Source organism: Cryobacterium sp. SO2 (assembly GCF_026151165.2).
Classification (GTDB): Bacteria; Actinomycetota; Actinomycetes; order Actinomycetales; family Microbacteriaceae; genus Cryobacterium.
On the sequence record NZ_CP117849.1, the window covers coordinates 3,775,641 to 3,800,731 of the forward strand.

Annotated in this window: 24 protein-coding genes; 15 read left to right on the forward strand and 9 right to left on the reverse strand. The window is 69.0% G+C overall.

Translation table 11 applies throughout. The features are described 5' to 3' along the window. Positions 1 to 12: 12 nt before the first annotated feature. The 6 genes from BJQ94_RS17795 (at position 13) to BJQ94_RS17820 (ending at position 6,232) form a co-directional block, all read left to right on the forward strand. On the forward strand, positions 13 to 519 hold the full coding sequence (locus tag BJQ94_RS17795; RefSeq protein ID WP_265397757.1) for a universal stress protein: 507 nt from the start codon (positions 13 to 15) through the stop codon (positions 517 to 519). A gap of 121 nt (positions 520 to 640) precedes the next feature. Continuing rightward, a complete protein-coding gene (locus tag BJQ94_RS17800; RefSeq protein WP_265397758.1) occupies positions 641 to 1,525 on the forward strand; it encodes an ATP-binding cassette domain-containing protein in 885 nt (294 codons plus the stop codon). Further along, positions 1,522 to 2,631, forward strand: a complete 1,110-nt coding sequence (locus BJQ94_RS17805) for an ABC transporter permease (RefSeq protein ID WP_265397759.1) — start codon at positions 1,522 to 1,524, stop codon at positions 2,629 to 2,631. Before BJQ94_RS17800 ends, BJQ94_RS17805 begins: the two co-directional genes overlap by 4 nt. Before the next feature lie 112 nt (positions 2,632 to 2,743). Further along, the gene (locus BJQ94_RS17810) at positions 2,744 to 3,814 is read left to right on the forward strand and encodes a low specificity L-threonine aldolase (protein ID WP_265397760.1); all 1,071 of its coding nucleotides are present in this window, start codon (positions 2,744 to 2,746) and stop codon (positions 3,812 to 3,814) included. Continuing rightward, positions 3,811 to 5,535 carry a long-chain-fatty-acid--CoA ligase gene (locus BJQ94_RS17815; protein WP_265397761.1) on the forward strand — a complete coding sequence of 575 codons (1,725 nt, stop codon included), beginning with the start codon at positions 3,811 to 3,813 and terminating at the stop codon, positions 5,533 to 5,535. Before BJQ94_RS17810 ends, BJQ94_RS17815 begins: the two co-directional genes overlap by 4 nt. A gap of 121 nt (positions 5,536 to 5,656) precedes the next feature. Beyond that, complete coding sequence (locus BJQ94_RS17820) at positions 5,657 to 6,232, forward strand: nitroreductase family protein (RefSeq protein ID WP_265397762.1); 576 nt, start codon at positions 5,657 to 5,659, stop codon at positions 6,230 to 6,232. A gap of 83 nt (positions 6,233 to 6,315) precedes the next feature. Here the strand turns inward: BJQ94_RS17820 and BJQ94_RS17825 are convergent, their stop codons facing one another. Together BJQ94_RS17825 and BJQ94_RS17830 are read right to left on the reverse strand one after the other, a co-directional pair. Continuing rightward, positions 6,316 to 7,365, reverse strand: coding sequence for a zinc-dependent alcohol dehydrogenase family protein (locus BJQ94_RS17825; protein ID WP_265397763.1), 1,050 nt, complete (start codon positions 7,363 to 7,365; stop codon positions 6,316 to 6,318). A 107-nt stretch (positions 7,366 to 7,472) separates the two neighbouring features. Continuing rightward, positions 7,473 to 8,870 (reverse strand): LLM class flavin-dependent oxidoreductase, encoded by a 1,398-nt coding sequence (locus BJQ94_RS17830; RefSeq protein ID WP_265397764.1) that lies wholly within the window; start codon positions 8,868 to 8,870, stop codon positions 7,473 to 7,475. 77 nt (positions 8,871 to 8,947) lie between these two features. On the opposite strand from BJQ94_RS17830, the gene BJQ94_RS17835 reads away from it, so the two are divergent. The 8 genes from BJQ94_RS17835 to BJQ94_RS17870 are packed head-to-tail and all read left to right on the forward strand — an operon-like array spanning position 8,948 to position 15,813. Continuing rightward, positions 8,948 to 9,991: an LLM class flavin-dependent oxidoreductase gene (locus tag BJQ94_RS17835; protein WP_265397765.1), complete on the forward strand. Its 1,044-nt coding sequence runs from the start codon at positions 8,948 to 8,950 to the stop codon at positions 9,989 to 9,991. Positions 9,992 to 10,019: 28 nt separating this feature from the next. After that, positions 10,020 to 11,063, forward strand: coding sequence for an LLM class flavin-dependent oxidoreductase (locus BJQ94_RS17840; protein WP_265397766.1), 1,044 nt, complete (start codon positions 10,020 to 10,022; stop codon positions 11,061 to 11,063). Positions 11,064 to 11,120: 57 nt separating this feature from the next. After that, positions 11,121 to 11,963 carry a hypothetical protein gene (locus tag BJQ94_RS17845; RefSeq protein WP_265397767.1) on the forward strand — a complete coding sequence of 281 codons (843 nt, stop codon included), beginning with the start codon at positions 11,121 to 11,123 and terminating at the stop codon, positions 11,961 to 11,963. Next, on the forward strand, positions 11,960 to 13,588 hold the full coding sequence (locus BJQ94_RS17850; RefSeq protein WP_265397768.1) for an AAA family ATPase: 1,629 nt from the start codon (positions 11,960 to 11,962) through the stop codon (positions 13,586 to 13,588). Before BJQ94_RS17845 ends, BJQ94_RS17850 begins: the two co-directional genes overlap by 4 nt. Positions 13,589 to 13,612: 24 nt before the next feature. Next, on the forward strand, positions 13,613 to 13,825 hold the full coding sequence (locus BJQ94_RS17855; protein ID WP_265397769.1) for a DUF2997 domain-containing protein: 213 nt from the start codon (positions 13,613 to 13,615) through the stop codon (positions 13,823 to 13,825). Then, positions 13,822 to 14,532, forward strand: a complete 711-nt coding sequence (locus BJQ94_RS17860; RefSeq protein ID WP_265397770.1) for a 4Fe-4S single cluster domain-containing protein — start codon at positions 13,822 to 13,824, stop codon at positions 14,530 to 14,532. The genes BJQ94_RS17855 and BJQ94_RS17860 overlap by 4 nt, the downstream gene beginning before the upstream one ends. After that, positions 14,529 to 15,032, forward strand: a complete 504-nt coding sequence (locus tag BJQ94_RS17865; protein ID WP_265397771.1) for a hypothetical protein — start codon at positions 14,529 to 14,531, stop codon at positions 15,030 to 15,032. The genes BJQ94_RS17860 and BJQ94_RS17865 overlap by 4 nt, the downstream gene beginning before the upstream one ends. Before the next feature lie 7 nt (positions 15,033 to 15,039). After that, the gene (locus BJQ94_RS17870; RefSeq protein ID WP_265397772.1) at positions 15,040 to 15,813 is read left to right on the forward strand and encodes a helix-hairpin-helix domain-containing protein; all 774 of its coding nucleotides are present in this window, start codon (positions 15,040 to 15,042) and stop codon (positions 15,811 to 15,813) included. Between the two features lie 29 nt (positions 15,814 to 15,842). Here the strand turns inward: BJQ94_RS17870 and BJQ94_RS17875 are convergent, their stop codons facing one another. The 3 genes from BJQ94_RS17875 to BJQ94_RS17885 form a co-directional block, all read right to left on the reverse strand. Then, positions 15,843 to 17,525: a HAMP domain-containing sensor histidine kinase gene (locus BJQ94_RS17875; protein WP_265397773.1), complete on the reverse strand. Its 1,683-nt coding sequence runs from the start codon at positions 17,523 to 17,525 to the stop codon at positions 15,843 to 15,845. 114 nt (positions 17,526 to 17,639) lie between these two features. Further along, positions 17,640 to 19,802: an AAA family ATPase gene (locus BJQ94_RS17880; RefSeq protein WP_275875523.1), complete on the reverse strand. Its 2,163-nt coding sequence runs from the start codon at positions 19,800 to 19,802 to the stop codon at positions 17,640 to 17,642. Positions 19,803 to 19,887: 85 nt separating this feature from the next. Then, on the reverse strand, positions 19,888 to 20,868 hold the full coding sequence (locus BJQ94_RS17885) for an aldo/keto reductase (RefSeq protein ID WP_265397802.1): 981 nt from the start codon (positions 20,866 to 20,868) through the stop codon (positions 19,888 to 19,890). Between the two features lie 104 nt (positions 20,869 to 20,972). Here BJQ94_RS17885 and BJQ94_RS17890 point away from each other — a divergent pair, with 104 nt between their 5' ends. Beyond that, positions 20,973 to 21,857, forward strand: a complete 885-nt coding sequence (locus BJQ94_RS17890; RefSeq protein WP_265397775.1) for a helix-turn-helix transcriptional regulator — start codon at positions 20,973 to 20,975, stop codon at positions 21,855 to 21,857. A 141-nt stretch (positions 21,858 to 21,998) separates the two neighbouring features. On the opposite strand, the gene BJQ94_RS17895 is transcribed toward BJQ94_RS17890, so the two are convergent. From BJQ94_RS17895 to BJQ94_RS17910, 4 genes are read right to left on the reverse strand one after another with little or no spacing between them, the layout of a single operon-like run. Further along, the gene (locus BJQ94_RS17895) at positions 21,999 to 22,445 is read right to left on the reverse strand and encodes a DUF1232 domain-containing protein (RefSeq protein ID WP_265397776.1); all 447 of its coding nucleotides are present in this window, start codon (positions 22,443 to 22,445) and stop codon (positions 21,999 to 22,001) included. A gap of 20 nt (positions 22,446 to 22,465) precedes the next feature. Beyond that, entirely contained in the window at positions 22,466 to 23,518 is a 1,053-nt protein-coding gene (locus BJQ94_RS17900) for an LLM class flavin-dependent oxidoreductase (protein WP_265397777.1), read from the reverse strand. After that, a complete protein-coding gene (locus tag BJQ94_RS17905; RefSeq protein WP_265397778.1) occupies positions 23,515 to 24,165 on the reverse strand; it encodes a phospholipase in 651 nt (216 codons plus the stop codon). Before BJQ94_RS17905 ends, BJQ94_RS17900 begins: the two co-directional genes overlap by 4 nt. Next, positions 24,162 to 25,076, reverse strand: coding sequence for a VOC family protein (locus BJQ94_RS17910; protein ID WP_265397779.1), 915 nt, complete (start codon positions 25,074 to 25,076; stop codon positions 24,162 to 24,164). The genes BJQ94_RS17905 and BJQ94_RS17910 overlap by 4 nt, the downstream gene beginning before the upstream one ends. Between the last annotated feature and the right edge of the window lie 15 nt (positions 25,077 to 25,091).

Consider the following 25,091-nt stretch of genomic DNA (forward strand, 5'->3'; position numbering starts at 1 on the left):
GAAGGAGCAACCATGGTGCGCACACCCCCGCCCGTCGTCGTCGGCGTCACGTCGGGCCAACCGGATGCCGTGGTGCTGGCCGCGGCGGAGTTCGCCACCAGATTCGGCGCTGAGCTGATCTGCGCCGCGGTGGACCCGAGCCGCTACGTGCTGGAGGAACGGCCCGACGGCAGCATGACGAGCGCGTCGTTCGACCCGGACTCGCTCGAACAGGCCGCCGCCGAATTCGACCCCGGCCTGCGCGACCAGATCGAGCGAGTGCTGCACGGCCGACCGGTGACCTGGTCCACCAGGGCTCTGGCCGGCGACCCGGCCAGAGCACTCGGCCGCCTCGCCGGCACAGTGCGGGCCGTGATGATCATCGTCGGCTCCCGCGAACCCACCATCCGGCACGGCTTCCGCTCGTTCTTCACGGGATCGATCGCGGTGCGTCTCGCACACGGGCAGCACCGCCCGGTGGTCATCATCCCGCTCAACCCGGTGCCGTTCGGCGAAGAGTTGCCCTGGGACGAGGGCTGACGGTCGCCGGTCGAGCCACGTCCGCCTCACCCTCTCGGCTGAGGTTTACACTCACCCCGCAGGCGGATGCGGCCACGGGCGGGCATCCCTAGCGTTGGAATCACGCGACGAAAGGGCAGACATGCTCGAGATCAGGGACATCAACAAGCACTACGGAACCCATCAGGTGCTCACCGATGTGAGCTTCACGGTGGGTGCCGGCCGCATGACCGGCTTCGTCGGCGCCAACGGCGCCGGCAAGACCACGTCGATGCGCATCATCCTCGGTGTGCTCTCGGCGGACTCCGGCACCGTGCTGCTCGACGGCGTGCCGCTCACCGACGGGGACCGGCGCCGGTTCGGCTATATGCCGGAGGAACGCGGCCTGTACCCGAAGATGAAGGTGGCCGAACAGCTGGTCTATCTGGCCAGGCTGCACGGGCTCGGCACCACCGAGGCCAAGCGCAACACGAGCCAGCTACTTGAGCGGCTGGGCCTCGGCGAGCGCGCCAACGACCTGGTGGAGGCGCTGTCGCTGGGCAACCAGCAGCGCGCCCAGATCGCGGCGGCCCTCGTGCACGATCCCGAGTTCCTGGTGCTCGACGAACCGTTCTCCGGTCTCGACCCGATCGCCGTCGAGGTGGTGCTCACAGTGCTCAAGGAGCGTGCCGCGCTGGGCGCGCCTGTGCTGTTCTCCTCGCACCAGCTGGACCTCGTCGAACGGCTCTGCGACGACCTGGTCATCATCGCCGGCGGCCAGATCCGCGCCAACGGCTCCCGCGAACGCCTGCGCGACCAGTTCAGCTCGCCCCGGTACGAGATCCACACGGATGCCGATGCCGGCTGGATCCGCGGCGTCGCCGGCATCACCGTGATCGACTTCGACGGCGGTGAGGCCGTCTTCGAAGCCGACTCCGACGCCGCCAGCCAGCAGGTCCTCCGGGAGGCCCTCAGCCGCGGCGCGGTGCACTCCTTCGGTCATCTCCGGCCATCCCTGTCCGCCATCTTCAAGGAGGTCGTGCAATGAGCACGCAGCACGCACCGAGCACTCCGCACACAGCACCCAGCTTCTGGGCCAGCGTCTGGCTGGTCTCCACCCGGGAGATCGTGGCCCGCCTGCGCAGCAAGGCCTTCCTCATCTCCACCGGCATCCTGCTGCTGATCGCGGTCGGCTCCGTCGTGGCCGGCGGACTGCTGAGCGCGAACCCGTCCACCACCCAGGTGGCCGTGGTCGGCACGGCCGCCGCCGTGGTCGGCGAATCCCCCGGGCTCACCGCGGTGCCCGCCGACGATGTCGCCGCCGCAGAGGCCCTGGTCCGCGACGGCACTGTCGCGGCAGCCGTGGTGCCGGATGACTCCCTGCTCGGCGTCGGCGTGATCGCGCTGGACTCCCCGCCCAGCGATGTCATGAGCGCGCTCAGCGTCTCCCCCGCGGTCGAGCTGCTCGACCCGGCCGAACAGGGCGGCTTCCTCGTCTACATCGTGGCTCTCGGCTTCGGCCTGGTGTTCTTCATGTCGGCGCTCACCTTCGGCTCCACCATCGCGCAGAGCGTCGTCGAAGAGAAGCAGACCCGGGTGGTGGAGATCCTGATGTCCACGATCCCGGTGCGGGCGCTCCTGGCGGGCAAGGTCGTGGGCAACTCCATCATGGCGTTGGGCCAGATCGTGGCGATAACCCTGCTCGTGGGCATCGGTATGACACTCACGGGCCAACGGGTGCTGCTGGCCGACCTGGGGCCGGCCATCGGCTGGTTCGCGGTGTTCTTCGCCTTCGGCTTCGTGATGATCGCTGCGCTCTTCGCCGCGACGGCATCGATGGTGTCGAGGCAGGAAGACGTGGGGGCTACCACCGCACCCGTCACGTACCTGGTGATGATCCCCTACTTCCTGGTGATCTTCTTCAACGACAACCCGCTGGTGATGACGATCATGTCGTATGTGCCGTTCTCCGCTCCGGTCGGGATGCCCGTGCGCGTCTTCCTGGGCACGGCCGAGTGGTGGGAGCCGGTGCTGTCGCTGGCGGTCCTCGCGCTCACCACGGCCGGGGTGATAATCCTGGGCTCCCGCATCTACCGCAACTCCCTGCTGCGGATGGGCGGCCGGGTCAGCTACAAGCAGGCCCTGCGCGGCTGACCGGCGCGCGCGACTGGAACCGGGTCTGCCCCGGGCTGCCGACACACGATCCGTGCGGCACCCCGGGGCAGACGCACAGATTCGCTGCGAGTGTTTGCGCCAAGATGGAGGGGTGACCTCCCTCCATGACCTACTCTCCCGCGGCTTCGCGTCCGACAACTATTCGGGCATCCACCCGGAGATTCTCGACGCGATAGCGCGAGCAAACGGCGCCCATCAGATCGCCTACGGCGACGACGTCTACACCGCAGAGTTGCAGCGTGTTTTCGCCCGCCACTTCGGCGAGGGCGTCGAGGCGTTCCCGGTGTTCAACGGCACCGGCGCGAACGTCACCGGGCTGCAGTCGATGCTGCCCAGGTGGGGTGCGGTGATCTGCGCGAGCACCGCGCACATCAACACCGACGAGGGCGGCGCCCCCGAACGCGTCGGCGGGCTCAAGCTGCTGCCGATCGAGACGCCAGACGGCAAGCTCACCCCCGAACTGATCGACCAGGAGGCCTGGGGCTGGGGCGACGAGCACCGCGCGCAGCCGCTCGTGGTGTCGATCACCCAGACCACCGAACTCGGCACCCTCTACACGCCGGCCGAGGTGCGCGCCATCGCCGAGCACGCACACGCCAAGGGCATGCTGCTGCACATGGACGGCGCCCGCATCTCCAATGCCGCCGCCGCCCTGGGCGTACCGTTCCGGGAGTTCACCACCGACGCCGGCGTGGACGTGCTCAGCTTCGGTGGCACCAAGAACGGCATGATGCTGGGCGAGTGCATCGTGGTGCTCAACCCCGACGCATCCGCCGGTCTGAAGTACTTGCGCAAGCTCAACATGCAGCTCTCGTCGAAGATGCGGTTCATCTCGGCCCAGCTGATCGCGCTGCTCGACGGCGACCTGTGGTTGCGCAACGCCGACCACGCCAACGCCATGGCCGCGCGACTGCGCGGCGCCCTCGAGGAGGCACTGGCGGATGGCTCGGTCGCCGGGCTCTCGTTCAGCCAGCCCACCCAGGCCAACGCGATCTTCGCCGTGCTGCCCGCCGGCGTGGCCGACAAGGTGCGCGAGTTCTACAGGTTCTACGACTGGAACCCGGCTACTGGCGAAGTGCGCTGGATGTGCGGTTTCGACACCACCCCCGACGACGTCGACGATTTTGTCGCCGCCCTGAAGAAGGAACTGGTCAGCGCATGAACGTCTTCTCGAACAAGCCCTGGCTGAGCTCGTACGCCGCGGGCGTGCCGAACGCCATCGAGGACCCGACCGAGACCCTGGTCGACATGATCGAGGGCTCGGCCCGCCGGTTTGCCGACAAAGTGGCGCTGGACTTCTTCGGCGGCACCATGACCTACGCACAACTGGGCGACGAGATCTCCCGGGTCGCCAACGGCCTGCGCCGCCTCGGTGTGAAGCCGGGCGACCGGGTGGCCCTCGTGCTGCCGAACTGCCCGCAGCACATCGTGGCGTTCTACGCGGTGCTGCGCCTCGGCGCCATCGTCGTGGAGCACAACCCGCTCTACACCGAGCGCGAGCTCCGCCATCAGTTCGAAGACCACGGCGCGAGCGTCGCCATCGTCTGGGACAAGGTCTACTCCAGGGTCCGCGGATTCCCGCGCGACATGGGCCTGCACACCGTCGTGGCCGTGGACATCACCCGGTCGATGCCCCTGGCCACCCGGCTGGCGCTGCGCCTGCCGATCCCCAAGTCCCGCACCGCCCGCGCCGCCCTCACCGTGGCCCAGCCGCTCAAGGACGCCATCGAGTGGAGCGCCCTGGTCGGGTCGCGCCGCCTGCGCACCGCGCATCCGCGCCCGCTGCTCGGCGACACCGCGGTGTTGCAGTACACCAGCGGCACCACCGGATCGCCCAAGGGCGCCGTGCTCTCGCACTTCAACCTGCAGGCCAACGCCAAGCAGAGCGAGGCCTGGGTGCCGGGGCTCGAGCGCGGCAACGAGGTCTTCTACGGTGTCCTGCCGATGTTCCACGCCTACGGCCTCACCCTCTGCCTCACCGTCGCGATGTCGATCGGCGCCCGCCTGGTGCTGTTCCCCAAGTTCGACGTCGGCCTGGTGCTCAACGCCGTCAAGCGCACCCCGCCCACCTTCCTGCCCGCGGTGCCGCCCATCTACGACAAGCTCGTGAAGGCCGCCGCCGCGGCGAACATCAGCCTGCGCGGCACCAAGTACGCCATCTCAGGGGCGATGAGCCTGCCCCTGGCCACCGTCGAACTGTGGGAATCCGCCACCGGCGGGCTCCTCGTCGAGGGTTACGGCATGACCGAGTGCTCCCCCATCGCCGTGGGCAACCCGATCGGCCCGAGCCGGCGTCCGGGTACCGTCGGTGTGCCGTTCCCCAGCACCGAGATCCGCGTGGTCGACCCCAAGGACCCCACGGTGGACCGCGGCTTCGACGAGGAGGGCGAACTGCTCGTGCGCGGCCCCCAGGTCTTCTCCGGCTACTGGGACCGCCCCACCGAGACCGCCCAGACACTGCTGCCGGACGGCTGGCTGCGCACGGGCGACATCGTCACGGTGTCGCCGGACGGCTTCGTCACCATCGTCGACCGCATCAAGGAACTGATCATCACGGGTGGGTTCAACGTGTCGCCGTCGGAGGTGGAGGCGGCGCTGCTGTCGCACCCCGACATCGCCGATGCCGCCGTGGTGGGACTCAAGGCCTCCACCGGGGGCGAAGACGTCGTTGCCGTGGTCGTGCTCATCGCCGGCGCCACCCTCGACGTGGCCGGGCTGCGGGAGTACTGCCGCACCCGCATCTCCGCCTACAAGGTGCCTCGCCGCATCATCGAGGTCGACGACCTGCCCCGCTCGCTGATCGGCAAGGTCATGCGCCGCCAGGTGCGTGACAACCTCGTCGCCGCGGATGCCGCCGCCTCAGGTTCCGCCTCCGCCTCCTAACGTCCTACCGCAAAAAGATGCGGATGCATGGAATACCTGCGTGCGTCCGGCGTTGACATGACTGGGACGATGATGCCCCGCATCCGATTCACCTTGATGGTTCTACAGAAAGCCGGGCATCATGACCCTCATCACCGACACCCACAGCCGCGCCGCCGACACGACAGCGCCGATCCTCCCCGCGATGGCCGAGCGTTGGAGCCCGCGCGGCTTCGACCCCACCGCCGTCATCGACGAGGACACCCTCACCACGGTTCTCGAGGCCGCCCGTTGGGCGCCGTCCGGCAACAACAACCAGCCGGCCCGCTTCATCGTCGCCCGCCGCGGCTCCGCGAGCTTCACCAAGATCCACCAGCACCTGATGGGCTTCAACCAGGCCTGGGCCGACAAGGCCTCGGTGCTGATCCTCAACATCGCCGAGGGTGACAACCCCTGGGCCCAGTACGACCTCGGCCAGGCCGTCGCGCACCTCACCATCCAGGCCCAGCACGAGGGCCTGTTCAGCCACCAGCTCGGCGGCATCGACCGCAAGGGCCTGGCCGACGCGTTCCACCTCAAGCCCGGCCAGGACGCCGTCACCGTGACCGTGCTCGGTGTGCTCGGCGACGCAGGCGACCTCACCCCCGAGCTGCTCGAGCGCGAGATCGCCCCGCGCACCCGCAAGCCGCTCACCGAGATCCTGCTCGTCAACGACTAAGCACCCCTCGCCGCCTGAACGCAGCAGACAGAGAACGCCCCCTCGCATCGAGCGAGGGGGCGTTCTTGTGTGACGGCTACCGGCTACGGGCGCAGCAGCACCTTGATGGCGCGGCGCTCGTCCATGGCGGCGTAGGCCTCGGCCACCTCGGTGAGGGGCAGCTGCAGGTCGAACACCCGGCCGGGGTTGATCGCTCCCGAGAGCACCTCGGGCAGAAGTTCTTCCACGTACGCGCGCACGGATGCGACACCGCCGTTCACGCCCACGTTGCGGCCGAACAGGGCCTTGATCGGCAGCTCGGCGCCGCCGTTCGGCACGCCGACGTAGCCGACCATGCCGCCGGGACGGGCAGAGCGGATCGCCTGGTCCATCGACTCCTGCGTGCCGACGCACTCGAGCACGCAATCCGCGCCGACGCCGTCGAACATCTCGTGGATTCGCTCGACGCCCGCATCGCCGCGCTCCTCTACGATGTCGGTGGCGCCGAACTCCCGAGCGACGGCCTGACGGTCGGCGTGCCGGGACATGGCCACGATGCGGGAGGCGCCGAGGCGCTTGGCGGCGATGATCGCGCAGAGGCCGACGGCCCCGTCGCCGACCACCACAACGGTGCTGCCGGTGGTGACGCCGGCCGAGACGGCGGCGTGGTGTCCGGTGCCCATCACATCGGCCAGGGTGAGGAGGCCGGGGACCTGGGCATCCGTGGGCTGCACGGGGGTGGCCACGAGCGAACCGTCGGCGTGCGGAACCCGCACCCGCTCACCCTGGGCGCCGTCGGCGAAGCCGCCGAGCTGGTCGTTCGAGCCCCACCAGCCGCCGTTCAGGCAGGAGGTGCTGACGCCGTTCTGACAGTTGACGCAGGTGTTGTCGCAGTCGTAGAACGGCGCGATGACGAAGTCGCCGACCTTGACGGTGGAGACGTCCGGACCGATCTCGTCGACGATGCCGACGAATTCGTGGCCGATCCGGTGCGGTTCGTTCGTGGGCGTCACGCCGCGGTACGGCCAGAGGTCCGACCCGCACACGCAGGCCGCCACGACCCGCACAATGGCGTCGCCGCCGGTGGAGAGGACAGGGTTGGGAACTTCATCGAGTCGGACATCCCGCTCGCCATAAATAACTGTTGCACGCATCCCAGAAGCCTAACCCCGCCTCGCTGGCCGCCCCCTGGGTGAGCCGCCCTCGCGGTTCCGCGAGCCGTGAGTTAGGCCCCAAAAACGCCCGGGTTTCGGGGCTTAACTCACGGTTCGCGCGAGGGGGTTCGGGCGAGGTTCGCGCCACCGCGGTAGCGGGTGGCCAGGTGCGGTTCCTGTAGGCGTGGCGACCCGCCGAAGATCCGCTCGCGCAGAGTCTCCCCGTCCACGTACGCGTCGCGCAGCCGGCCGCGGGCGCGCAGCTCGGGCACGACCAGTTCGATGAAATCCTGGGCCGTGCCGAAGGAGTGGTACTGGCGCAGGTTGATACCGTCGATGCCGACGTCGTCGAGCCAGGACTCGATGGCGTCGGCCACCGTGGTCGGGGTGCCGCAGACGAAGAACAGCTCATCCCAAGACTCCTCGATGTTGGCCAGGAACTCGCCGACGGTCTGGTCGAGGGGCAGGTAGGCAGCGCCGGGCACATCCTGCTTGCCCTCGGCGGCCAGCGCCTCGCGCACGGTGGTGCCGGGCTCGTGCGCCGTGGGGTCGAACGGCAGGCTGGCGTGGGCGAGGCGCCCCTCCACGCTGGCGAGTTCCCGGTAGGCGCGCAGTTTTTCCTCGGCCTCCTCCTCGGTGCGGCCCACCACGATGCCGGCCTGCACGATGAACTTGATGTCCTCTGCGCCGCGTCCGTTCCGCACCGCGGCCTCCCGCATCGCCTGGATGCCCCCGAGCACCTTCGCCGCCGTCGGCCCGCCGGTGAAGACGACCTCGGAGTGCCGGCCGGCGAAGTCGATGCCGGCCTTGGAGGCTGTCGCCTGGAAGAGCACCGGGGTGCGCTGGCGGGACGGTTCGGACAGGTGCGGCCCTGCCACGCTGAAATGCTCCCCGACGTGATTGATGTAACGCACCTTGCCCGGGTCGGAGTAGACGTTGTTCTCGGTGTCGCGGATCACCGCATCGTCGTCCCAGGAGCCCTCCCACAGCTTGTAGAGCACATCGAGGTACTCGTCGGCGATCTCGTAGCGCAGGTCATGCGGGATCTCACCGTCGAGCCCGAAGTTACGGGCCGCATTGGGCAGGTACGACGTGACGATGTTCCAGCCGACCCGGCCCTTGGTGAGGTGGTCGAGGGTGCTCATCCGCCGCGCGAAGGCGAACGGCGGTTCGTAACTGGTGGAGAAGGTCACCCCGAAACCGAGGTGCTTCGTGACGGCGGCCATGGCGGGAATGACCAGCAGCGGGTCATTGCTCGGAATCTGGAGTCCTTCTCGCAGGGCGGTCTCCGGCCCGTTGCGGAAGACGTCGTAGGCGCCGACCACATCGGCGAGGAACACGGCGTCGAACCCGCCGGCCTCGAGAAGCTTCGCAAGCTCGGTCCAGTACTCGATGTCGTTGAAGCGGTGCCGATTGTTGTCGGGCAGGCGCCAGAGGCCGTGCGTGATGTGGCTCACGCAGTTCATCTCGAACAGGTTGAGGATCAGCCGCTTCGGGGAGCTCATTGATACACGCTTTCATCGCGGTCGGAGCACCTATTCTGCCTATGGCTGCGCGAGGAGCGAACCGCTAGCGTAAAGAAATGACATCACGCCGACGTGAACTCGGTTTTCTGTCGTTCGTGCCGAACCCGTACGGCCCGGACCACGCCGCTCGTGCCCTCGACGACGGTCTGCGATTGTTCGAGCACGCTGAGCAGCTCGGCTTCGATATCGGCTGGATCCGGTCGCGGCACTTCGAGGAGTACCCGTCCAGTCCGCTCACGTTCCTGGCCGCCGCCAGCCAACGCACGCGCCGCATCCGCTTGGGCACCGGGGTCATCCCGATGCGCTACGAAGACCCGATCCGGCTGGCCGAGGATGCGGCGACAGTCGACCTGCTCAGCGGCGGCCGCCTGGAGCTGGGCGTGAGCAGCGGGATCCCCCAGTTCGCGCCCATCCTCGACCCGGTCTTCGGGGTGTCCGGCCGAGGATTCGCGAACGAGGCCCAGCACCGCCTGGGCCGCCTGCGCACCGCGCTGGCCGGCACCGCCGTTGCCCGCAGCGGGAACGGCTTCATGAGCATCCCGTCCGACACCGACCTCGCCGTGACCCCGCGCGCGGCCGGCCTGGCCAATCGAGTCTGGTACGGCCCCGGCACCCTCGCCGGCGCGACCCGCACGGGCGAACAGGGCCTGAACATCCAGGTCTCCACCCTCAACTCCGAGGAGACCGGGGCGTCGTTCGCGGGCGGCCAGGCCGCCCAGCTGCGGGCGTACAAACGGTCGTTCGCTCGCGCGACGGCGGGCTCGGGGCGCACTCCGCGGCTGGCCGCCGGCCGGATCATCCTGCCGTTCTGTGATCCACGGGACGCCGACGCCTACGCTGAATTCATCCACGGCTACAACGCCAGGATGCAGGCGGACGGACGGCCGTACACCTCCTCGGTTCCGATGCGCTTCGATCGGGTGCACAGCGGGGAGCCTGCCCGGATCGTCGACGGCCTGCTGGCCGATGAGGCACTGAACGAGGTCACCGAGATCACAGTCACCCTGCCGTCGCCCGGCGGCCTGGACGCGCACCTGCGCACCCTCGACGCCGTGGCCGCGCACATCGCACCGGCTCTGGGCTGGACCCCGGCCGCCTGAGACGTCGGCAGGGCACTAGCGTGAATGCATGTCATCGCACCGCCTCGAGCTCGGTTTCCTGTCATTTGTTCCCAATCCGTATGGCCCGGACCAGGCCGCGCGGGCCCTCGAGGACGGGCTGCGATTGTTCGAGCACGCCGAGCAGCTCGGCTTCGACATCGGCTGGATCCGGGTGCGGCATTTCGAGGAGTTCCCGTCCAGCCCGCTCACCTTCCTGTCGGCCGCGAGCCAGCGCACCAAGCGAATCCGCCTGGGCACCGGCGTCATCCCGATGCGCTACGAAGACCCGATCCGCCTGGCCGAGGACGCGGCCACCGTGGACCTGCTCAGCGGCGGGCGCCTGGAGCTCGGTGTGAGCAGCGGCATCCCGCAGTTCGCGCCGATCCTCGACTCCGTCTTCGGCGAATCCGACCGCGGCTTCTCCGCCGAGTCGCAGCACCGGTTGGGCCGGTTGCGCCAGGCTTTGGCCGGCACCCCGGTCGCCCACAGTGGCGCGGGTTTCATGAGCATCCCCGCGGATGCCGACCTCACGGTGACGCCGGCGTCGGCTGGTCTGGGAGACCGGCTCTGGTACGGCCCCGGCACCCTGGCGAGCGCCATCCGCACCGGCGAGCAGGGCCTGGACATCCACGTATCCACCCTCAACGCCGAGGAGACCGGGGCCAGCTTCGCGGCCGGCCAGGCCGCCCAGTTGCGCGCCTATAAGGAGGCCTTCGCCCGCGCCACCGCCGGCACCGGCCGGGCGCCGCGGCTGGCGGCCGGGCGCATCATCCTGCCGTTCATCGATCCCCGCGACGCCGACGACTATGCCGGGTTCACCACCGGGTACGCCTCGCGGATGCACGCCGACGGCCGTCCGCACGACCCGTCGGTCAACATCCGCTTCGATAGGGTGCACAGCGGCGAACCGGCCCGCATCATCGACGGCTTGCTCGCCGACGAGGCCCTGGCCGAGGTGACCGAGCTCACCCTCACCCTGCCGGCGCCGGGCGGGATCGACGCGCACCTGCGCACGCTGGATGCCGTGGCGGAGCACATCGCGCCCGCCCTCGGCTGGACACCGGTGGGCTGACGAGTCTGCCCCAGTAGTCTGAGCAGTGCGCCGCGCACACCCGGGGGGAGGGAACGCATGAGCATGAATGTGACCGTGTCGAGCACCGCTCGACGACGCATCCGCGCGTTCTCGGTGTGGGTCTGGGTGCTCGGCGGCCTGGTCCTCGGCGTCGGCGCACTGAACACCTACGCGGATGTCGGGGTCGGCGACGGCGGATTCGCGCTCCTCGACGCCGGCGCCAACCCGTGGGACATCGACGAGCCGCCCGTCTTCGAGGCGGTGGGCAGCACGTACTCCGGCGAAGGCAGCGGACTGATCCGCATCCCGCTCGAGGAACACAGCCAGGAGCCGTACCTGGTGCACTTCGTCTCCGACGGCTACGTCGACATCTTCGTCACCAGGGCCGAGGATCTGGGCCGGCCCGCCGACGACCGCGGCTACCCGGACAGCGTCGCGTACCTCTACAGTCCGGGCGACGAGGCCCTCGTGCTCCCGGCCGAGGCCGACCTCGAACTGTGGGTGCGCAGCGACGACCCCTGGGAGTTCACCCTGCAGAAGGCCGACGTCGCCGAAATCACCGATGGATTCGCCAGCGGCACCGACAACAACATCCTTGTCTACCGCGGCGACGCGGTCAGCGCCCGCTTCGTGCACAAGGGCGACGGGGTCTTCTTCGTGACCATCCAAACCACCGGCGGCGACTCCGACCAGCCCATCATCGAATCCGGCGACGTCGACCAACGCCAGTCCTGGGACCCCACCGACGCCGTCTACTTCACGATCGAGGCCGACGACGGGCGCGGCGCCTGGTCGATCGACATCGACGAACTGGCCACAGAGGCCCCGGCCGAACCGGACCCGGACACCGCCTCCCCCGAACCTGCAGCACTCACCACGAGAGGAAACACACTTCGATGAGTTTCGCCCAGACGCTCGACCAGGCCTTCAAGGCCAGACTGCCGCTGCTGTACATCGAAACGAGCGAGGAAGAACGCGCCCTCGAAGAGATCACCCGCGCCGCCCAGGCGCTCCGCCGCCCCCGCGAGGTGTGGACGTGGACCAGCGCCACCGGACTCATCGGCCCCGACGGCAAGGGCATCACCAACACGACCACACCCGCCAGAGCGCTCGACCACATCGTCGGCATCCCCGAGAACGCGATCTTCGTCTTCTGCGACCTGCACGCCTACTTCGGCACCGAACAGCGGCCGGGCGACCCGGTCATCATCCGCAAGGTGCGCGAGACCGTGCTCGAACTGCGCCACGCGGATGCCGCCAGAGCGCTCATCGTGACGGCGCCGGTTCGCAACATTCCGCCCGAGCTCGACAAGCTCGCGCACCTGCTCGAGTTCCCGCTGCCGGACACGACCGAACTGCGCGCGATGCTCACCACGATGATCGAGAACAACTCCTCAGGCAGCGGCCGGATCGAGGTGAAGGCCAACGAGCTGAGCCTCGAGGCCCTCGTGCAGGCCGCCCGTGGGCTCACCATGTCGGAGGCCGAGAACGCCTTCGCTCGCGCCATGGTCGACGACGGAGAGCTCACCTCGAACGACATCCACGTGGTGCTCGACGAGAAACGCCAGATCGTCAGCAAGTCCGGCCTGCTCGACTTCGTCACCAAGACCCTCGACCTGGACTCCGTGGGCGGCCTGAACAATCTCAAGCGCTGGTTGTCCCGGCGCGACGGCTCCTGGCTGGCCGAAGCCGAGGAGTTCGGCCTGCCGGCCCCGAAGGGCGTGCTCATCACGGGCGTTCCCGGCTGTGGAAAGTCGCTCACCGCGAAGGCGATGGCGGCGTCCTGGGGGCTTCCGCTGCTGCGCCTCGACATCGGCCGGATCTTCTCCGGGCTCGTCGGCTCGTCAGAGCAGAACCTCCGCACCGCCCTCGCCACCGCCGAGGCCGTTGCCCCGTGCATCCTCTGGGTGGACGAGATCGAAAAGGGCTTCTCCAACACCACCGGCAGCGGCGACTCCGGCACGACGGCCAGGGTCTTCGGCTACTTCCTCACCTGGATGCAGGAGAAGAAGCACCCGGTCTTCGTCGTCGCCACCGCCAACAACATCCAGTCGCTGCCGCCGGAGTTCATGCGCAAGGGCCGGTTCGACGAGATCTTCTTCGTCGACCTGCCCACCGCGGTGGAGCGCCGCGCCATCTGGACCATCCAGCTGGCCTCCAACGCCACCGCCGGCAACGGGCTCGCCAACGCCGGGCCATCCGTCGTCGACGAGCTCGTCACCGTGAGCGAGAACTACTCGGGCGCGGAGATCGAGCAAGCCGTGATCGTGGCGCTCTACGAGGCCTTCGCCGAGCGCCGGAAGGTCACCATCGGCGACCTCACCCAGGCGATCACCAACATGATCCCGCTGGCCGTGACCCAGTCCGAAGAGGTGCAGGCCATCCGCGCCTGGGCCGAGGTGCGCGCCGTGCGCGCGACGGGCAGCGAAGACATCGATCCGGACGAAGACGCTCTGGTCGGCGCCGTCGCCGGCGACAGCGCGGCGCTGTCCAACCGCCGCGGCGGTCGCACGGTCGACTTCTAAACACGTCGATTCCTAGGGAGAACCATGACAGACAAGCAGCTCATCGTGCAGGTGCGCCCCGACGGCACCGTGCACGCCGAAACTCTCGGCATGCACGGCAAGGAATGCCTCGACTACATTGCTGTGCTGGAGAACATGCTCGACGCGGAGACGACCGAGTCGTCCTTCACCGACGCGTACGCCCAGGTCGCCGCCGAGCAGGAGACCACGGCGCAGAACTGGGATAGCACCCAGTGAACCTCGGAACCGTCGAGCCCGCCGCGAAGCCGGGCGATTCCCTCCGCTGGTCGCGGTTCCTGCCCGCGACGGCCGCTGAGGGCCCTGGCCTGCGCTCGGCACTGTGGGTGCAGGGCTGCAGCGTGCACTGCCCCGGCTGCTTCAATCCGCAGCTCTGGGCGGAGATCGGCGGCAGGCTGGAGGACACGGCCGCTCTCGCCGACAGTTTTGTGGCGGATGCGCAGGCCGCCGGTGTCGAGGGCGTCACGCTGCTCGGCGGCGAACCCTTCGACCAGGCCGCGGCGCTCGCGTCGGTCGCTGAGGCCTTCAGCGCAGCCGGACTGACCGTGATGACCTTCTCCGGGTACCCCCTCGACCTGCTCACCGCCTGGTCGGCGACCCGCCCTGACATCGCCAGGCTGCTCGCCGCCACCGATCTTCTCATCGACGGGCCGTACCTGCGCGACCAGCCCGACGCCGTGCGCCCGTGGCTCGGGTCGACCAACCAGGGCATTCGCGCGCTCACGCCGGCCTATGCCGACGAGGTCGCCCGCATCGAACGGGGCGGCGGGCTCGACCGGCTGGAGATCCGCATCCACCCCGACGGTCAGATCGACGTGAACGGCTGGGCGGATTCCGCCGCCCTCGAAGACCTCCTGCACGACCTCGGCCGCCGGCACGACCGGCCCCTCCCTGAACGACCGCGCACGAAAGCGAAACTCGCATGAGCGTCACCCTAATCCTCCTTCCTATCGCCCTGGCCGCGGCGGCAGCGGCGGGCGGCGTCGGCGCGCTCGGTGCGGCCCTGACCGCGCACGGCCATGACGGAGCCACGGGATCCGGCCAGGCCCCCCAGGTTCGGGTGCGAACCCGCATGAAGGACAGCACGCTGCTCACCGCCGCTCTGACGAACCTCGGGGCCACGGCCATCGATGTGTCGCGCACGCGCGTCACCGCCGAGGTCGACGGTGCCCTGCTGACGATGACGCTCACCGAGAATGCGGTCTGGGAGGCCCACGTGGAGAGCCTGGACGGCCGCGATGTCACCGTCGTGAGTGCGACGGAGCTGCTGCAGCGCCTCGACGGCGAGTATGCCGTGATGGTGCAGCAGGCGGTCGCCGAGAAGATCCGGCAGCGCGCCGGGAGCTCGGGCTTCGACCTCGTCTCGGAGACCCGTGAGGCGGATGACACCGTAACCATGGTGCTCAACGTGCGCGCCCAGGCGTAGTGAACCGATGACAACCGCCTCATCCGCTCGCACGACAGGACCGTCGATCTTCTGGCGCCTCGTGGCGAGCTCGTGGCTGCTGCTCCTGCTCGTACCGGCCGGCGGTTTGGCCTGGCTCGCGTTCGGGGTGCTCGCCCTGGTGGCGAGGCGCCGCGCCTGGGGTATCGTCGCCGCGGTATACGGAGTGGCCGCGATCGTCGTGCAACTGCCCGCAGACCCCGTGGGCCACATCCTGCAGGGCACGCTCTTCCTCGTGGTGGTGTTGCACGGCCTGATCCTCAACCAGGCCTGGCTTCTGCTGCTCTGGGGCAGACGCGAGAGTGGCCTCACGGTTTTCGGAAACCCAGCCGGTGGGCGGCCGCGTGCCGCCGCACGCTCTCGCCCGCGCTCCCAAGCACGAGTTCAGGCGGCGGCGATCCCGAAGGAAGCGGAGCAGCTCCTCGGCGCCGGCGGCACCTCGCGCTCCGACTACCTCGACGACTCGGCCGCCGCCGCTCCTGCTCCTCGCCGGCGGGCGACACGCGCCCCCGCAGCCCCGGCCGCACTCGTCGACGTGAATACCGCGAATCAGCGCACCCTCGCCAAGCTCACCGGCATGGACCGTGCGCTGGCCAAGGCTGCGGTCACCGAGCGCACGAAACGGGGCGGCTTCGCCTCCCTCGATGACTTCGCCGCCACGGCGGGACTCCAGCCGCACGAAATGGTGCGTCTGGGCAGCGAGGCCTTCTGCTCATCGCGCCCGCGCACCAAGCGCAGCTTCGGTCGCCGCGTCGACTACTGACCGCTCACCCCGGTCCTCGCCCGAACCGTCTACGGTGCCGCGACGAGCTCGGACACCGGCGGCTCGGCGGCAGGCACAGCCCCCGCCGCGCGCAGCGGCAGCCGCACGGTGAACGTGGTGCCTTCGCCGAGCACGCTGTTCACCTCCACCGTGCCCTGGTGCGCCTTCACGAACGCCCGCACGATGGCCAGTCCCAGGCCCATGCCGGGGATCGCGAGCTCGGTGGAGTTCCGGGCCCTGAAGAACCTGTCGAACACCTGGCGCTGGTCTTCCAGGCTGAGCCCGATGCCGTCGTCGGTCACCCGCAGCACGGCGTCCTCGCCCTCCTGGTCGACGCTCAGGGTGACGGTGCCGTGCTCCCGGGCGAACTTGATCGCATTGGTGAGCAGGTTGTCGATGACCTGCTCGATCGCCACCGGGTCGACCTCGGCACGCACCAGCGCGTCGTCCCTGGCGCTGATGGTGACACCGGCGGTCTGTGCGCGCGGCATCGCGGTGTCCAGGCAGGAGCGCAGGATCTGGCCGAGGTCGGCATCGACCCGGTGGATCGGCGGCTGTCCGTCGGTGGCGCTGAGCAGGTGCGCGATCACCGACAACAGGCGTTCAGCGTTCCGTTCGATCACGGCGACCTCCATGGTGATGCCCAGCGCCTCGGCGTCGATGAGGCCGAGGTAGCCGATGATGGAGGTCAGCGGGGTACGCAATTCGTGCGACACCGTGGCGAGGAAGTCGTCGCGCACGGCGATGGCCTCCACCAGGGGGGTGACGTCGGTGGCCACCACCACGGTGCCCAGCGGGTATCCGGATTCCCGTTCCACCACGCCGGCCGAGGCCATGATGGCGCTCTGGTCGTCGTCGCCGCCGACCCAGTAGATCCGGCTGGCCACGAGGTCGCCGCGTAGCGCGCGGGCCGCGATCTGGTCGTCGAGGGCCACGAGGGTGGTGCGGTCCACGTCGAAGACCAGGGAGGCGTCCCGGCCGTATGCGCCAGTGGCCGAGTCGGTGCGCAGGGCCAGGGCGCGGGCGGCGGCGTTGCTCAGCACCACTTCGCCCTGCGGGCTGTACAACTCGATGCCGGCGTCGACGGTCTCCATCACGGCTTCGAAGAGGGCCTGCCGGTCGGTCGTCTCGAGCAGTGCGGCCCGCAGTTCGGCGGAGACCACCACCAACCGGCGTTGTTGGGCGCGCAGGCTGTTGGCCGCGATGCGGGTGGTGATGGCGATGACCGTGATGATGATGGGGGTGAGCAGCGCGCTTCCCCAGCCCACGGCATCCGTGGGCCAGGTGCCGGTCTGGATCAACGGGAAGGCGCCCACGAAGATGGCCCCGACCATGGCCAGGCCGAGTGCCCACCAGGCGAACCCGTAGGCCAGCCACAACACCGGCAGCACCAGGAGCAGGCTGACGGCGGGGAAGACGTCGCGCACGCCGTCACGGAAGAAGGCGACCACGATAACGTCGATGAGCGGCACAATGACCAGCCAGGCGTAGCCGTGGCGCTCCCAGGGCACAAACAGGCCCATCAGGGTGGCCAGCACGGTGAGGCCAAGGCCCACCTGGAACCCCACCTCGAAGAACGTGGCGGGGGCTCCGGCCAGAACGAAGCCGAGCAGCACCAGGACGGCGGCCAGGAACGGTACGTGCAGGACGATGACCTCACGCTGCCGCGATTCCACGACCCCAGGCACTGGCCACTCCGGCTGCTGCGTCACTCGAACGTCCTCAGGCTAGCGAGGCATCTTTCGGCCGTTGCGCCCGTTCCTCTCCTGCATTCAAGCAGGTCCGGGCGCATATGTCCCCCTTCTTGGGGACATTGAGTGCGCCGCTCAGGCGTGCCCGAGCGGTGTCGAGCCCACAGTGAGCGATTCGCCATCCTCGTTGATGTCCACCAGCACGGTTTCGCCGTCGCGGATTCGGCCGCCGAGCAGCGCCGTCGCCAGCCTGTCGTCGATCTCGGTCTGCATCAGCCGCCGCAACGGCCGGGCCCCGTAGATCGGGTCGTAGCCCCGTTCGGCCAGCCAGGCGCGGGCATCCGGGGTCACCGCCAGCTCGAGCCGGCGTTCACCGAGGCGGCGCTGCAGTCGGTCGACGTAAAGCTCCACGATCTGGGCGAGGTCGTCGGTGGAGAGCGCCGAGAACACCACGATGTCGTCGAGCCGGTTGACGAACTCGGGTTTGAACGCCTGCCGCACCATCTGCTGCACGGCCTGCTCCTTCTCCTCCCAGCTGAGGGTGGGGTCCACCAGGTACTGCGAGCCGAGGTTGGAGGTGAGCACCAGGATGGTGTTGCGGAAGTCGACGGTGCGACCCTGGCCGTCGGTGAGGCGGCCGTCGTCGAGCACCTGCAGAAGTACGTCGAACACCTCGGGGTGCGCCTTCTCCACCTCGTCGAAGAGGATCACCGAGTAGGGCCGGCGGCGCACCGCCTCGGTGAGCTGGCCGCCCTGCTCGTAGCCGATGTAGCCGGGAGGGGCGCCGACGAGGCGGGAGACGGAGAATTTCTCGCCGTACTCGCTCATGTCGATGCGCACCATGGCCTTCTCGTCGTCGAAGAGGAACTCGGCGAGCGCCTTGGCCAGCTCGGTCTTGCCAACGCCGGTGGGTCCGAGGAACAGGAACGAGCCGGTGGGCCGGTCGGGGTCGGAGATGCCGGCGCGGGACCGGCGAACGGCGTCGGCTACGGCACGCACGGCTTGCTTCTGGCCGATCAGCCGGTGGCCTAGCTCCCCTTCGAGGTTGAGCAGCTTCTCGGTCTCGCCCTGCAGCAGCCGGCCCACCGGGATGCCCGTCCAGGCGGCGACGACGGCGGCGATGTCTTCGGCGGTGACCTGGTCGCCGACCATCCGGGCCCCCTCCTGCTCGGTCTGCTCGGCCTCGGCCAGCTCGCGCTGGATCACCGGGATGTCACCGTAGAGCAGCCGGGAGGCCTTCTCCAGGTCGCCGCGACGTTCGGCCACCTCGGCCTGGCTGCGGGCTGCATCCAGGCGCTTCCGCAGGTCACCGACCCGGTTGAGCGAGGCGCGTTCCTTGTCCCAGCGGGTCTGCAGCTCACCGAGTTTCTCCTGCCGTTCGGCGAGGTCGTCTCGCAGCTTCGTCAGGCGGGCCTTGGAGGCGTCGTCCTTCTCCTTTTTGAGCGCGAGTTCCTCGAGCTTGAGCCTGTCGACGCTGCGGCGCAGTTCGTCGATCTCCACCGGGGACGAGTCGATCTCCATCCGCAGCCGACTGGCGGCCTCGTCGATGAGGTCGATCGCCTTGTCCGGCAGCTGCCGGGCGGTGATGTAGCGGTTCGAGAGCGAGGCCGCGGCCACCAGGGCGGCATCCGCGATCGAGACCTTGTGGTGTGCCTCGTAGCGTTCCTTGAGCCCGCGGAGGATCGCGACGGTGTCTTCGACGCTGGGTTCGTCCACCAGCACCGGCTGGAAGCGGCGCTCGAGCGCGGCATCCTTCTCGATGAATTCGCGGTACTCGTTGAGGGTGGTGGCGCCGATCAGGCGCAATTCACCGCGGGCGAGCATGGGCTTGAGCATGTTGGATGCCGCGACAGAGCCTTCGCCGCCTCCGGCGCCCATGAGGGTGTGCAGTTCGTCGACGAAGGTGATGATCTGTCCGTCGGCGTCGTTGATCTCCTTGAGCACGGCCTTGAGCCGCTCCTCGAACTCGCCGCGGTATTTCGCCCCGGCCACGAGCGCGGCCAGGTCGAGCGAGACGAGCTGCTTGCCCTTGAGCGAGTCGGCCACGTCGCCGGCGACGATGCGCTGCGCCAGGCCCTCCACCACGGCGGTCTTGCCCACGCCGGGTTCACCGATCAGCACCGGGTTGTTCTTGGTGCGCCGGGTGAGCACCTGGCTCACCCGGCGGATCTCGGCGTCACGGCCGATCACGGGATCGAGCTTGCCGCTCTTGGCGATCTCGGTGAGGTTTACGCCGTACTGTTCCAGCGCGGTCTTCTGCTTCTCGTCGGTTGCGGGGGCACCCTGCATGTTGGCCATCAAAAACATCCTTCGCAAATACTTGAGTGGACTCGACTCAAGTTTAGACCGTGCCGAATGGATGCGCTACAGGGCGTCCAACGGGTCAGCGGTCGATGCGGGCCATATTGGCCTCGTCGTGGCGTTCGCCGGCCGCGGGGGTGAGGGTGTTCAAGCGGTCCAGCTGCCCTTCGGTGAGCTGGATCCCATCGGCGGCGGTGTTCTCCTCGACCCGGGAGACCCGGCGGGTACCGGGGATGGGCGCGATGTCGTCACCCTGGGTGAGCAGCCAGGCGAGGGCGGTCTGCGCGGGTGTCGCCCCGATCTCGGCACCGATCGAGCGCACCTCGTCGACGATCGCCACGTTTCGCACGAAGTTCTCTCCGGTGAACCGCGGGTTGGTCTTACGCCAGTCGTCGTCGGCGAAGTCGGCAACGCTGCGGATCTGGCCGGTGAGCAGTCCGTGGCCGAGTGGCGAGTACGGCACCAGCCCGATACCGAGCTCACGCAGCAGCGGCAGGATTTCGGCCTCGACGTCACGGGTCCAGAGCGAGTACTCGGTCTGCAGTGCGGCCAGGGGCTGCACGGCGTGGGCGCGGCGGATGGTGGCCGGTGAGGCCTCGGAGAGGCCGAAGTGCAGCACCTTGCCGGCGGCGATGAGGTCGGCAACGGCGCCCGCGGTCTCTTCGATGGGCGTGTTCGGGTCGACGCGGTGCTGGTAGTACAGGTCGATGTGATCGGTGCCGAGGCGCCGCAGCGATCCTTCGACGGCGGCCTTCACGTTCGCGGCGGAGCTGTCCACGATGCCGGGGCCGCCGCCGGAGTGGGAGACGAGGCCGAACTTCGTGGCGATGACAACGGCATCCCGGCGATGGTTGATGGCCCGGCCGACGATCTCTTCGCTCAGGAAGGGCCCGTAGATCTCGGCGGTGTCGATGTGGGTCACGCCGAGGTCGAGGGCGCGGTGGATGGTGCGGATCGACTCGGCGTCGTCCAAGCCGCCCTCGGAGGTATATGTTCCGGCCATGGTCATGGCGCCGAGGCCGATGCGGGAGACGTTGAGGGATCCGAGATGTGCGTTTTTCATCATGTGTCGAGTCAAGCCGCAACGGCCGGAATATGCGTGGCCCCACCTAGAGGTTCCCTGACAGGACCCCTGTAACGGCGCCAGGGCCGCGTAGGTTCGAGTGCATGCACCCCTCCGACGACATCAGCGAATTCCTGGTCTCGCGGCGGGCCAAGCTGAGTTTGCAGCAGGCGGGCCTGCCGGACTTCGGCGGACGTCGGCGTGTTCCCGGCCTCCGCCGGGAGGAGGTCGCGCTCCTCGCCGGGATGAGTGCGGAGTACTACAAACGTCTCGAACGCGGCCAGACCACCGGAGTGTCCGAAGGTGTGCTCGACGGCATCAGCCGGGCCCTGCAGCTGGACGAGGCGGAGCACGCCCACCTCTACGACCTCGTTCGCGCGGCCAACGCGGGCGCGCGCCCGCAGCGGCGCCGGCCGACTCGCAAACTGCCGCTGAGTGCGGGCATGCAGCAGACCATCGACGCCATGTCCACGGTGCCGGTGTTCGTGCAGAACGGCCGCCTGGATGCCGTCGCGACGAACCGGCTCGGCCGGGCCCTGTTCTCCGTCATGTTCGACGACGCCCGCGCCCCGGTGAATGCCGCCAGGTTCATCTTCCTCGACACCCGCGCCCAGGAGTTCTACCGGGATTGGGAGGGCAACACCCGCCAGATCGTCGCCATCCTGCGCGCCGAGGCGGGCCGGTCCCCCTACGACCGCCAGCTGAGCGACCTGGTCGGCGAGCTCTCCACCCGAAGCGACCTGTTCCGCACGCTGTGGGGTGCACACGATGTGCGCGATCACCGCACCGGAACCAAGAGCATCCACCATCCCGTGGTCGGCGACCTCGACCTCACCTACCAGGGGATGGACCTCACCTCGGATCGGGGTCTGCAGATGCTCGTGTTCTCGGCCGAACCTGGCTCGCCGTCCCAGGACGGGCTGCAGTTACTCGCGAACTGGGCGGCCCTACGGGCGGATGCGACCAAGCCAGGCCTGCAGGTCGGCTAGCGCCTCAGTCGCTTCTTCGCCCTGCAGGCGGAGTGCCTGTCAGAACCCCTCCCGCCGGGACCAGCGCCCTCCCGCTTCCACTGGCGGTGGCTGGCCACAAAGGGTCAACGGTGATCGTCGCCGTGAACGGACTGCGTCTGCTCAGGAACCGGGCGTGGCGGTAGCACCGGCGTCCGGCGCCGGGATGCCCACGATCGATCGCAGGGCGTGCAGGCCCTGCGGCGTGCCGGGCCAGTGCCGGTCAATGGCGTCAGCACCAGCGTGCCGCGTCGCGAACCGAAGCACGAGGGCCACGATGATCGCGTCGTCGGCGTAGCCGATCACCGGGATGAAGTCCGGCACCAGATCGATCGGCGAGAGCAGGTAGACCAGCAGAACAATCAGCCAGGCCCGCACCCGCCATGACACCGTCCTGTCGGTGGCAAGTCGATGGGTGAGCCGCACCACATCCGGGCCCAGGCGCAGCGCGTCGATCAGCGTGAGCTTCTGGGCCTGTCCGCGTGAGACCCAGGCGAAGGCGATGATCAGCGCCGCCCAGAGGATCAGCACTCCAGCCACGACGCTCAGCGCCACCTGCCACCACTCCATAGGAGAAGGCTAGTCGAGCCCTATCGGCCGCCGTCGCCGTCGAGGTGGAGGGCTGCGCGCACGGCGGGCAGCACCTCGGTGGCGAGGAGCTCGATCGAACGCAGGGTGTCGGCCTGCGCGAGTCCACCCAGGCCGACCTGGGCGAGAAAGCGGGTGTGGCCGAGAATCTCGTGCTCCCAGAGGATCTTGTCGATGATCTCGGCCGGGCTGCCGGCGAACAGGGCACCGCGCGGGCTGGCCCAACTCTCAAAGGAGTCTCGGTCGAGCCGGCCGACGCGGGGCATGTTCTGGCCGATATACGAGGAGTAGTGCGGGAAGAACGTGTCCCGAGCTCCCTGCGACGTGGACTCGACGTAGAAATGCGACGTCACCCCGATCCGGCCCGGCGCACGACCGGCATCCGCTGCGGATCGGCGGTAGAGCTCGGCGAGCGGGGCGAAGCGAGCCGGGTCACCGAGGATCGCCAGATACAGGGAAAGGCCGAGGGAACCGGCGCGCACAACCGAGGCCGGCGTACCACCGACCGCGATCCAGATCGGCAGCTCGCTCTGCACCGGACGCGGCCAGACTCCGGCGTCCTGCAGCGGAGCACGGGTCGTGCCGCTCCAGGTGACGGGGTTCGTCTCGCGCACCCGCAACAGGAGGTCCAGTCGGTCCTCGAAGTACTCGTCGTACCGCTCGAGGGGTTGGCCGAACAGGGGGAAGGACTCCACATACGCGCCGCGACCGGCGGTCAGTTCGGCGCGGCCGCCGCTGATCAGGTCGAGGGTGGCGAAGTCCTCGAAGACCCGCACCGGATCGGCGCTGGAGAGTACGGTGACTGTGCTGGTGAGACGGATGCGGCTGGTTTGGGCCGCCACTGCCGCCAGCACGACCGGTGGCGACGAGACGGCGAAATCCGGCCGGTGGTGCTCGCCGACTCCGAAGACGTCGAGCCCGGCCTGGTCGGCCACTCGAGCCCATTCCAAGAGGTCGTCCAGGCGCTGCCGGGCGGGAATTTCCCGCCCGATCGCGTCCCGGGTGAGTTCCCCGAAGGTGAAGATCCCGATCTCGAAGGGGGTGGTCGAGCTCATCGGCCGTTGACGGATTCGGCACCGGCGTTCAACGCCAGGAACGAGCGCACATCATCGATCTCGGCGGCGTTGATCCCGTGCGCGAGACCCGGGTACGTCCGCTCGACCAGGGTTGAATGGGTGGGCAGGAAAGCCGTGGTGCGAGCAATCGCGGGCTCACCGATGACCCGGTCCTCGGTGCCTCGGCCCCAGAAGACGGGCGGACGGTTCGCGGACAGGGCCGCGTCGCCGGGCTGGTCAGCACCGAGCACGAACCCGCCGAGCACGATGGGCGCAAGCACCCGCGCGGGCCGGGTGCGCAGCAGTTGGCTGGCCATCAGGCCGCCCTGCGAGAAGCCGATGGGGATCACCGACGTGGTGGATGCCACATTGGCGTCCACCCAGGCCCAGATCGAGTCCGTGGCCACGGCGACGGGCTCCGCATCGGGGTTTCCGGGGGTCGTGATGGTGAACCATGCCGCGCCGCCGTTGCCCAACTCGAGCGGGGCGCGCAGGGAAGCCCACGGCAGGGTGAGCCCCAGCGCCGTCACGAGGCCGGCCAGGTCGTTCTCGTTCGAGCCGTAGCCGTGCAGCAGCAGCACCACGGCGGAGGTCTCGGCCACGCCTGCGGCCCATCCGGGCGAGCGGACGTCTGCGAGCGCGCTCATCGGGCGATCAACTCGTCGGTGGAGAGGTCGGGCAGCGAGACCGTGACCTGGGTGCCCCACGGGTCGGCGAGGGAGACGGAGCGGCCGTCTCCGGCGAACGGAATCGACCTGGCGGTCAGGCGCGCCGTGAGGGTCTCGAGATCCGCCGGGGCGGGCACGGTCACGGCCACGTCGCCGAGGCCGAGGCTGGCCGCACGTGGTCCGGAGCCACGGCTGTTCCACACGTTCATGGCGATGTGGTGGTGGTAGCCGCCCGCAGAGGCGAAGAGCGCTCCCGTGTATCCGCTCTGGGTCGCTTCGAAGCCGAGCGCGTCGACGTAGAACGCCCGGGCGGTCTGGAGATCGCCGACCTGCAGGTGCACATGCCCGACGGCGCCGGCCATCGAGGGGCCGGCATCCATCACCCTCTGATTCAGGTGGTTCTGCAGGTAGGCGTTTGGGTCGAGGTACTCGGTGGCCATCCGGATCTCCTCACCGTCGTGGATCCACACGGAGCGGTCACGGTCGGTGTAGAGCTCGACGCCGTTGCCTTCGGGGTCGGTGAAGTAGAAGGCCTCGCTCACGAGGTGGTCGCTCGATCCGACGAAGCGGCTGCGCGGGTCCTGCGCGGCGCGGTACACGGTGGCCGCGAGGCTCTCGGGGGTTTCGAAGAGGAAGGCAGTGTGGAACAGGCCGGCCTGGCGGGGGTCGACGCCGGGCAGGTCCGGGGTGTGGATGAGGCGAACGAGCGGCGTCGTTCCGCGGCCGAGCACCCGGTGCACCTCGCGAGCGCGACTGCGCTCCTCCAGGGGCTCCATCGCGAACGCTCGCGAGTAGTAGTCCGACATGGTCTCGAGGTCGCCGACCCGCAGGGTCACGGCACCCATAGACGTGTCGGCATTAAGGATCTGCTCGTCTGTGGTGACGCTCATGGCTGGCTCCCGGTG

Excerpts from the sequence above, each read along its gene's own strand:
- BJQ94_RS17795 (WP_265397757.1), top strand. The coding sequence starts at position 13 with ATGGTGCGCACACCCCCGCCCGTCGTCGTCGGCGTCACGTCGGGCCAA.
- BJQ94_RS17800 (WP_265397758.1), top strand. The coding sequence starts at position 641 with ATGCTCGAGATCAGGGACATCAACAAGCACTACGGAACCCATCAGGTG.
- BJQ94_RS17805 (WP_265397759.1), top strand. The coding sequence starts at position 1,522 with ATGAGCACGCAGCACGCACCGAGCACTCCGCACACAGCACCCAGCTTC.
- BJQ94_RS17815 (WP_265397761.1), top strand. The coding sequence starts at position 3,811 with ATGAACGTCTTCTCGAACAAGCCCTGGCTGAGCTCGTACGCCGCGGGC.
- BJQ94_RS17820 (WP_265397762.1), top strand. The coding sequence starts at position 5,657 with ATGACCCTCATCACCGACACCCACAGCCGCGCCGCCGACACGACAGCG.
- BJQ94_RS17825 (WP_265397763.1), bottom strand. The coding sequence starts at position 7,365 with ATGCGTGCAACAGTTATTTATGGCGAGCGGGATGTCCGACTCGATGAA.
- BJQ94_RS17830 (WP_265397764.1), bottom strand. The coding sequence starts at position 8,870 with ATGAGCTCCCCGAAGCGGCTGATCCTCAACCTGTTCGAGATGAACTGC.
- BJQ94_RS17835 (WP_265397765.1), top strand. The coding sequence starts at position 8,948 with ATGACATCACGCCGACGTGAACTCGGTTTTCTGTCGTTCGTGCCGAAC.
- BJQ94_RS17840 (WP_265397766.1), top strand. The coding sequence starts at position 10,020 with ATGTCATCGCACCGCCTCGAGCTCGGTTTCCTGTCATTTGTTCCCAAT.
- BJQ94_RS17845 (WP_265397767.1), top strand. The coding sequence starts at position 11,121 with ATGAGCATGAATGTGACCGTGTCGAGCACCGCTCGACGACGCATCCGC.
- BJQ94_RS17850 (WP_265397768.1), top strand. The coding sequence starts at position 11,960 with ATGAGTTTCGCCCAGACGCTCGACCAGGCCTTCAAGGCCAGACTGCCG.
- BJQ94_RS17855 (WP_265397769.1), top strand. The coding sequence starts at position 13,613 with ATGACAGACAAGCAGCTCATCGTGCAGGTGCGCCCCGACGGCACCGTG.
- BJQ94_RS17865 (WP_265397771.1), top strand. The coding sequence starts at position 14,529 with ATGAGCGTCACCCTAATCCTCCTTCCTATCGCCCTGGCCGCGGCGGCA.
- BJQ94_RS17870 (WP_265397772.1), top strand. The coding sequence starts at position 15,040 with ATGACAACCGCCTCATCCGCTCGCACGACAGGACCGTCGATCTTCTGG.
- BJQ94_RS17880 (WP_275875523.1), bottom strand. The coding sequence starts at position 19,802 with ATGGCCAACATGCAGGGTGCCCCCGCAACCGACGAGAAGCAGAAGACC.
- BJQ94_RS17885 (WP_265397802.1), bottom strand. The coding sequence starts at position 20,868 with ATGAAAAACGCACATCTCGGATCCCTCAACGTCTCCCGCATCGGCCTC.
- BJQ94_RS17890 (WP_265397775.1), top strand. The coding sequence starts at position 20,973 with ATGCACCCCTCCGACGACATCAGCGAATTCCTGGTCTCGCGGCGGGCC.
- BJQ94_RS17895 (WP_265397776.1), bottom strand. The coding sequence starts at position 22,445 with ATGGAGTGGTGGCAGGTGGCGCTGAGCGTCGTGGCTGGAGTGCTGATC.
- BJQ94_RS17900 (WP_265397777.1), bottom strand. The coding sequence starts at position 23,518 with ATGAGCTCGACCACCCCCTTCGAGATCGGGATCTTCACCTTCGGGGAA.
- BJQ94_RS17905 (WP_265397778.1), bottom strand. The coding sequence starts at position 24,165 with ATGAGCGCGCTCGCAGACGTCCGCTCGCCCGGATGGGCCGCAGGCGTG.
- BJQ94_RS17910 (WP_265397779.1), bottom strand. The coding sequence starts at position 25,076 with ATGAGCGTCACCACAGACGAGCAGATCCTTAATGCCGACACGTCTATG.